Origin of the sequence: Rhodococcus sp. NPDC127593 (genome assembly GCF_042671975.1) — a bacterium.
Lineage (GTDB): Bacteria > Actinomycetota > Actinomycetes > Mycobacteriales > Mycobacteriaceae > Rhodococcus_F.
In genome coordinates, this window is sequence record NZ_JBHXWI010000137.1 from 1 (window position 1) to 7,597 (window position 7,597).

Genomic DNA, 7,597 nt, shown 5'->3' on the forward strand with positions numbered 1-7,597 from the left:
CCGTGACCAAGGACGAGCTCACCATGCTCGACTTCGCGGTCAAATGGGCACCCTTCGGAGGCGGAGACGAACACATCCTCCCCGAGTTCGGCGTCCTCCCCACCGTGTTCTACCGCAGGTTGCACCGTCTCCTCACCCACCACCCCACCGTCAACGACAGCGTCCGACGCCGGCTCGACGAACTCTGCACCCTCAAACTCGCGCCGATCGCCGATCGTCATCCGGTGCTCCGATAGGCGTTCCCGAGAAGGACATCCGCGACGACGCACCTGTTCGGAGCCAGTCCACGACCGCTACCGTGCGAGAGGTGGAACTTATTCTCGCTGCCTCGGCCGAATTCGAGCGCGTGGTGCGCCAACTGACGGTGGACTCATGGGACCTGCCCACACCGTCACAGATTTCGGTGCGCGACCTGGTCGAGCACGTCGTGGTGGGAAATCGCTTCACTGTGCTCCTGCTTGCCGGCGTCGGGCGTGAACAAGCCCGGAACATGCTCGCAGATGACCAGCTCGGAGACGACCCGGTCGCCGCGGTGGCCGAATCGTCACGACACCAGGCCGAGGCCTTCGCTGCCGCACCACCGGAACAGCCAGTTCCAGGCCCGAACGGCGACCTCCCTGCCGAGGCGTTCCTGCGCTTCCGGCTCGTCGACCTTGTGGTCCACGCGTGGGACCTTCTCCGTGCGGCGGGCCTCGATGAAACTCTTGACCCACCGGTGGTCGCCGGGCTGTCGCGTGTGGTCGAACCACATCTGGACGACATGCTCGCCTTCGGCGCGTACGGCGAGGGCTCGAGTGACACATTGCCTCCCGACGCTTCGCAGCAGACCCGACTCCTCGACTGGTTCGGACGACGGCCCTAGCGCAACGCCAAGGAGGACCTCCCGTCGAGGATCCGTTTGCGGGGCCGGTCGGGGACTCTACGTTCGAACGATTCGTCCGGTCATCGTTCGGCTTGCGGGGTCACCAACGACGTTGTCAGCATCCGATCTGTGCCGTCACCCGGTTAGCGCATGCAAGTATCGGTGGCATGTCCGAGAAGCGATTCAACTTTGCCTATGTCGGCGATCCTCCACTGGGTTGGACTGCCCACTTGAAGTGGAGTGCCCGGATCTTGCGATTGGCCGGCGAATCCATTCCGGGAACTCGAGCGCGAACTGGAACGTGAGGAACAGGAACAACGCGAGAAGCGAGCGCAACGGCCACCCGGTCGCCGCGAGTTACCCGAATTTCGGAAACGACCCGACGCGTTCCTGACGACAGAGGACGAGGATCCAGTCCTTTACGAGCCGAAGTTGTCGATCCCATTCAGAACCAACAACGGCCTCGACCTCCAGTTCACCAGAGTGAAGGTGTACGAGAGCGGGGTGGGCTTTGATCTGGTCGCCCGCGAACCGGACCCAGACCCCACCGCCGGTATCCCGCTCGACACCGAAACAATCAATCTGGGTTACAGAATCAGGCCGGACAAGGCTCACAAAACCAGAATCCGGCTGGTCCTCGCGGTATCACCAACTCTTGGTGAACACGGTTTCTTCGGCGGCACAGTCCTGTCCAACTCATTCAGACAGGACGACTTTCCCGATGATCCGAACGAGCCATGGCTATCTGGTGGCGGCGACTCCCGCAGCCGTGTCCGCGACCTGATGCGATGAAAGGGGCGGGGCCTCCCGCTCCTCGTGGTTCCCGGCGAATGCTGGGGGTGTCACATCCACACGTGTCGGAGGAGGCCCCTATGAGTGAGTATGACGGAAAACAGTTCGTCGGGATCGATCTGCACCGGCAACGCTCGGTGATCGTCCGGCAAACCGATTCCGGTGAGCAACTCGCGGTGACGCGAATCGTCAACGACCCCGCCTCACTGGCCCTGCAGCTCGAGAAGGCCGGAGAGCATCCGGAGGTGGTGCTCGAGGCAACCTATGGCTGGTACTGGGCGGCCGACACGCTGCAGGCCGCCGGCGCGAGCGTGCATCTCGCACATCCATTGGGTGTCAAGGGGTTCCGGTACCGGCGGGTGAAGAACGATGTACGCGACGCCCGGGACCTGGCGGATCTGTTGCGGATGAACCGGTTGCCCGAGGCGTGGATTGCACCGCCACCGACGCGGGAACTGTGGGAACTGGTGCGCTACAGAGCCAAGCTCGTCGCGTTGCGGTCGGGCCTCAAGGCCCAGGTGCACTCGGTGCTCGCCAAGGCCGGGGTGTTGATCCCGGTGTCGGACCTGTTCGGCGTCGAGGGACGTGAGCGTCTGACGCAGGTCCCGCTCGGTGTCGCGTACGCGCAACGGGTGATTTCGCTGCTCGAGCTGATCGACGTCCTCGACGCGCACGAGGGACGATTCTTCGACCAGATCGCCGCCGAGTTGCGTGGCCATCCTGGTTATCGGGCGATTCAGGAGCTGCCCGGGGTCGGTCCCACCCTCGGTGCCGTGTTTGTCGCGGAGATCGGTGACGTGCACCGGTTCACCGACCCCAGCCGCCTGTGTTCGTGGGCCGGCCTGACCCCCAAGCACCGCGAGTCCGACACCGTCGTGCGCCGCGGGCACATCACGAAGCAGGGCTCCAAACTGGTGCGCTGGGCGGCGGTGGAGGCCATCCAGCGGCAACCGGCCGGCACGAAGATCTCGGTCGACCGCCAACGCATCGAGGCCCGCCGCGGCAGGAACATCGCCAAGGTCGCCGCGGCCCGCAAACTGCTCACCCTCGTCTATTACGGGCTGCGTGACGGACAGATCCGCGCGCTGGCCCACCATAAGGCGGCGGCGTGAGCACCCCGGACGCAACACGCGCGCGGCCGCAATCAGGTCTGACCCCCGTGTCAACGGCGTGGTCGTCGTTCTGAATGACCCCGCGTATTGCCAGCGCACCGCTCCATGCCCGCACCACCGGGCGAAGGGATGACCGACAGCCGAGGGGGAACCCGGCCTGTCCCAACCCATTCGCATCACATTGGAGACCGTTCACTCCCACAACCGAATTGCCCGTTTCCGGGGGGCCGTGACCAGTCTGCGCCGGGCCGGGCCACGGTCAAGACCGTTCGTCCTCACTGGCGCTGCGGGCGCTCCGTCCTGACCGAAGGGGGCCCTCACCCAGCGTTGCCCGCACGGAGGCCGGAAACGGGCAAAACAGCAGGTCGGACAGGGGTTGACAGGACCCCGCCCTTTCAGGGATGAGCCTGATTGAAACGCGAGCGCACTACTTCCTCAGTCCGGTACCCACAAAGAGCACCATCCACGTCACGGTGGCTTACCCCGAGTTTGGACTCAAAACGACCAGCATCGAGTTTTACGCCGCCAACCTCCGCCCGCCGGGCCGATAGCCGATCGTTATCCGGTGCCGATAGGCGTTCCCTTCCGGACGCACATCCGCTTGGCGTGGTGGTGAACCGGCCCTCGGTGTGGCCTGACCGATGATTTTTCCGCGCCGTGCTGGTCTGTACACCGAGTACCGACTCACGGGAGGCTGACACCATGAGGAAACTGACCTTCGCCATGAATGTGAGCCTGGACGGTTACATCGCCGCGCCCGGCGACGACCTCGGCTGGAGTGTGCCGAGCGACGAGCTGTTCCAGTGGTGGTCCGACCGGGTGAGGGCGACAGGCACGGCGCTGTACGGGCGCAAACTGTGGGAGACGATGAGCTCCCACTGGCCGACCGCCGACCAGCAGCCGGGTGCCACACCGGCGGAGATCGAGTTCGCCCGCCGCTGGCGGGACATGCCGAAGGTCGTGTTCTCCTCGACGACCAGCACGGTCGACTGGAACACTCGCCTGGTCACCGGCGACGCGGGCACCGAGATCACCCGGCTCAAGGCCGAGGACGGCGGCCCCATGGATATCGGCGGCGCCACACTCGCCGCAGTGGCCATGCGGGATGGGCTGATCGACGAGTACGCGATCGTCACCCATCCGGTCCTGGTAGGTGGCGGCACACCGTTCTTTGCGGCCCTGGACAACTGGGTGAACCTGACCCTGGTGGAGACCGGGACGTTCCCTGACGGCGTGGTCCTGACCAGGTACGAGACCAGGCGCTGAGTACCCGACCTCGGATCGGCCCGGGCTTCGGGCCGCCCAAGGATCTCGTGGCGCTGTGTTTCGAGGCGATCGTGATACCCGTCAAGGATCACAGACCGTGTATGTAAGGGATCGCGGATCGGGATCGGGATCGGGATCGGTCAATTGTCGCCGGGAAGCTGGCGGAAGTACTCCTCAGGCGAAACCTCGGGTGGAATCCGGTGAGCGTCGTGGTCAGGGTCGTCGTCGAGGGTGATCGTCGGCGACGTGCTGTACGCGCCGGCGCTAGGCCCTTGAGGGCGGCGATACGGTTCGTCGTCGACGTACCATGCGTCGGTAGCGACGAAGTCGAAGCCGTCCTGGACCCCCTTCCCGGGTAGGCGTTCCCACTCGAAATACACTTGACGACCAGGATCCAAGCCCATGCGAGTCTTCGTAGAAGGCGTCGTCGCGTGTATCCAGCAACCACCGGGTGTCTCGGGCGAGTCGATGACGCCCCAGCCCTCGTCGTGGTTCCAGGTCCGCATCGTTCCGATGCTCGGAGACATGATTTGATACTGCATCATCACAACGACCGTTCACATGCCAATCTTCCACTCGGCGGGGTAGTGACGGATCCCGTTGCTGCATTGGTGACCGGTCGCCGATCCGCTTGCGGAACCACGTGTCCGCCGGCGCGCAGTCGGCCGCACTGTCCGCTGGTGGTTCCGCTAATGGACGTTCCTCACGACACACCCGATCCGGGCCCCCGGTCGGCGCCTCTCGCCACGCCGTTGTGGACGATCTGGGCGCATAGACACACGTGGGTAACGCGCGCGTCAGCCGATCTGCTCGAACAGGGACACGATGATCCCTTCGGGCCCACGCACGTAGGCCATCCGCACGCTGTTCTCGTACTCGCCGATGCCGCCGATGAGCCCGTACCCGTCCGCAGCCACCGCGTCGACGGCCGCCTGGAGGTCGCCGACCTCGAAGGACACGTTGCGCAGCCCAAGCTCGTTGGCCATCGCCGTGGGCGATCCGGGCACGTGGTCGGGCGTGACGAAGGTCGCGAGCTCCAGCCGGGACCCTCCGTCGGGCGGCCGCAGCATCGCGATCTCACAGTGCGCGCCGGGGATGCCGCAGACGGTCTCCACGAACTCGCCCTCCACAGATCCGGTGCCCTCGACCTCGAGACCCAGTCCGACGAAGAACGCCGTCACCGAGTCGAGGTCCGCGACGGTGATGCCGATGTGGTCGAAACGTTGTACGTGTGCCATGGGATCCATCCTCCAATTGTTGTCTTGCCGATTCGATGCTGGGACGGAGCCGGGGCTGGGATCTCGACATGTTCGTTCTTGCAAGCTGAGGTCAACCCAGGGTTTCGAAAGATCGTGCGGGACGACGTGTTGCTGTCGCGGCTGGAAGACGCGGGAACGTCCCTGGTGCGTGACGGCCCCCCGTGGACCCCTCGCGACCTTTCGTTGGGTGTTCGCTGGTGTCGTACCGGATCACCATCTCACCACTCCCTCGCCACCCCTCGTAGACACCGGTGCCGCTGATGATCCTCCATGGCTCACTTTGCGTGTGCCCTACTGGCATCTGGGGGTCGAAGCCCATCCTCAAACGTGCCGTCCTGACACGTAATCGACCGGTCTACAAGCCCGATCCCACCAGTACCGTGCGTGTCCCGATGGTGGATCCGCTTTCGGCACTCCGGTCAGGGGACATGTCCGAAAGCCCATCCTCCGCGGCTTAGGCCACGTTTCGATAGTCCGGAAAAAGGCCCCCTGTGAGGTTCCGGAGCTGTCGTTGGGGCTGATCGTCGCCGGTGTCCTTCGGCGGCCGCGCCACCACGACGGGTGAGGTTTTCGTGGGCGCGACGTTGTAGTCCGGCGCGAGCTCGGGGTCGGCCCGGTCGGGGTCGATCTCGACGGTCTCGAGCAGCGTTTCCGGCTCGTCGTCGATGCGTAGCGATCGCACCTACCGATAGCCTGCCACGATCCACCGACGAGCCGGTCGTGCTCAATGTCATTGTGGCCGCTCCTGGGCGGGCTAGTTGATGCGTGGTCCCCGGACGAGTTCGGCGTTGCGCGGCGGGAAGGGTTCGCCATTGTTGTATTTGCGTTCGAGAACGGCGAGGTAATGGGCGAGGGCTTCGTCGACGAGGTTGGACCAACTGTTGGGGGCGCCGGCGATGTGGCCGATGGCGGCGACGGCATTCTTGCCATTTTCGACCTTGGCGCGGTTGATGTAGACGGATTCAAGCTTCTTGTCTGCGGGGACCCGTTTGGTGGTCTTCTTTTCCTCGCCGAGGGCCACCGGACCCGGTTGAGGTTCGGCGATGGTGGCTGCTTCTCGTGCGACGTCCACGCCCTGTTCGACGAGGTTCGGCAGTCGTGGCTTGCGGCGTTCGAGGGGGTTGTTGGCGAGTCCGGGTTTACGTGTCACGCTCGTCAGGAGGTCCTTGGAACGAGTTCTCGAGTACGTCCCGTCCTGGTGGGCGCCTGTGCGGGGCTGGTGGCGGCGTTCGAGGGGGTTGTTGGCGAGTCCGGGCTTACGTGTCACGCTCATCGCTAGGTCCTTTCGACGAGTTCTTGGGCGGCGTCGCGGTAGGCGCGTGCTGCGGAGGAGGACGGTGCCCACCTGACGACGGGTTCTTCGGCGCTGTAGCTTTCGCTGACGCGGACGGACTTCGGGATGATGGTGCGCATCGTCTGGTCGGGGTAGGTCTCGCGGAGCGCGGCGAGGACCTGCTGGTCGATGACCTGGCCGAGTTCGACGCGGCCGCACAGAATGTGATTGAGCCGCGCGGTTGGGTTGAGCAGCTCGACCTGCTGGGTGATGTAGTTCTCGATCCGCATGAGCGCTTCGAGTTCCATGGCTCCCGTCATGACAGCGGCGAGCACTTCGGTGCAGGCGACGAGTGCACTGATGGTCAGGTGGTCGAAGTCTCCGGGGCAGTCGAGCAGGTTGAAGTCGACGTCGGGGGCGCTGGCGAGGGCTTTGCGCAGGATGCCATGTGCACCGGGCTTCTTGAGGAAGTAGGGCCCGACGGAATCGAGTTCCTTGGTGGAAGGAACGAGGTGGATCCCGGACGCGGTGATGGTGGTGGCTTCCTCGATGCTCGCCACCAGCATGAGTACCGACAGGACATCGTTGTCGACGGCTTCGGGCGTGGCGCCGAGCCAGGTGGTGGCGTTGCATTGTGGGTCGAGGTCGATGACGCGGACGGTGTAGCCGGCTTCGACGAGGGCTTGGGCGAGGTTGACCGCGCTCGTGGTTTTGGTGGAGCCGCCTTTATGGTTGACCACTGCGATGGTGCGGGTCATGTGGGCCTGTCCCTTCGTGTAAATATAGTGACGTAGCTCAAGATACTTAACTTGGTCGAGGCACGCGGATGACCCGCCGATCTGAGCTGGAACATGTCCGATCCAAAACCTTCAACGGTGGTGGCGCGAAACCACCACCGCGGGGTCCCAGTCTCTCACCGCAACGCTGCGCCGACGCGTGACTAGTACACTGTCGCGGCTAAGTATTGGGATATAGATGGCGGAGCTTGATGCGGGCGTCGTCGGTGGTGAAGTGCCACTGGACCTGACGTTGA

The 7,597-nt window shown here is 64.5% G+C and carries 10 protein-coding genes; 5 read left to right on the forward strand and 5 right to left on the reverse strand.

Features of this window, described 5'->3' with window-relative positions; genetic code table 11:
* Positions 1-2: 2 nt before the first annotated feature.
* The 5 genes from ACFVJ3_RS48860 to ACFVJ3_RS48880 all read left to right on the forward strand — a co-directional run bounded on the left by ACFVJ3_RS48860 (position 3) and on the right by ACFVJ3_RS48880 (position 4,032).
* Positions 3-236: a hypothetical protein gene (locus tag ACFVJ3_RS48860; RefSeq protein WP_378458943.1), complete on the forward strand. Its 234-nt coding sequence runs from the start codon at positions 3-5 to the stop codon at positions 234-236.
* A gap of 71 nt (positions 237-307) precedes the next feature.
* Positions 308-862 carry a TIGR03086 family metal-binding protein gene (locus tag ACFVJ3_RS48865; RefSeq protein ID WP_378458944.1) on the forward strand — a complete coding sequence of 185 codons (555 nt, stop codon included), beginning with the start codon at positions 308-310 and terminating at the stop codon, positions 860-862.
* Positions 863-1,294: 432 nt separating this feature from the next.
* A complete protein-coding gene (locus ACFVJ3_RS48870) occupies positions 1,295-1,654 on the forward strand; it encodes a hypothetical protein (RefSeq protein ID WP_378458945.1) in 360 nt (119 codons plus the stop codon).
* Between the two features lie 80 nt (positions 1,655-1,734).
* The gene (locus tag ACFVJ3_RS48875; protein ID WP_378458946.1) at positions 1,735-2,766 is read left to right on the forward strand and encodes an IS110 family transposase; all 1,032 of its coding nucleotides are present in this window, start codon (positions 1,735-1,737) and stop codon (positions 2,764-2,766) included.
* A 702-nt stretch (positions 2,767-3,468) separates the two neighbouring features.
* Positions 3,469-4,032: a dihydrofolate reductase family protein gene (locus tag ACFVJ3_RS48880; protein ID WP_378458947.1), complete on the forward strand. Its 564-nt coding sequence runs from the start codon at positions 3,469-3,471 to the stop codon at positions 4,030-4,032.
* Between the two features lie 140 nt (positions 4,033-4,172).
* Here the strand turns inward: ACFVJ3_RS48880 and ACFVJ3_RS48885 are convergent, their stop codons facing one another.
* The 5 genes from ACFVJ3_RS48885 to ACFVJ3_RS48905 form a co-directional block, all read right to left on the reverse strand.
* The gene (locus tag ACFVJ3_RS48885) at positions 4,173-4,559 is read right to left on the reverse strand and encodes a hypothetical protein (protein WP_378458948.1); all 387 of its coding nucleotides are present in this window, start codon (positions 4,557-4,559) and stop codon (positions 4,173-4,175) included.
* A gap of 270 nt (positions 4,560-4,829) precedes the next feature.
* Positions 4,830-5,270 (reverse strand): VOC family protein, encoded by a 441-nt coding sequence (locus tag ACFVJ3_RS48890; protein WP_378458949.1) that lies wholly within the window; start codon positions 5,268-5,270, stop codon positions 4,830-4,832.
* A gap of 475 nt (positions 5,271-5,745) precedes the next feature.
* Positions 5,746-5,973 (reverse strand): hypothetical protein, encoded by a 228-nt coding sequence (locus ACFVJ3_RS48895; protein ID WP_378458950.1) that lies wholly within the window; start codon positions 5,971-5,973, stop codon positions 5,746-5,748.
* A 72-nt stretch (positions 5,974-6,045) separates the two neighbouring features.
* On the reverse strand, positions 6,046-6,564 hold the full coding sequence (locus ACFVJ3_RS48900) for a hypothetical protein (protein ID WP_378458951.1): 519 nt from the start codon (positions 6,562-6,564) through the stop codon (positions 6,046-6,048).
* A gap of 2 nt (positions 6,565-6,566) precedes the next feature.
* Positions 6,567-7,322: a ParA family protein gene (locus ACFVJ3_RS48905; protein WP_378458952.1), complete on the reverse strand. Its 756-nt coding sequence runs from the start codon at positions 7,320-7,322 to the stop codon at positions 6,567-6,569.
* Positions 7,323-7,597 lie beyond the last annotated feature (275 nt).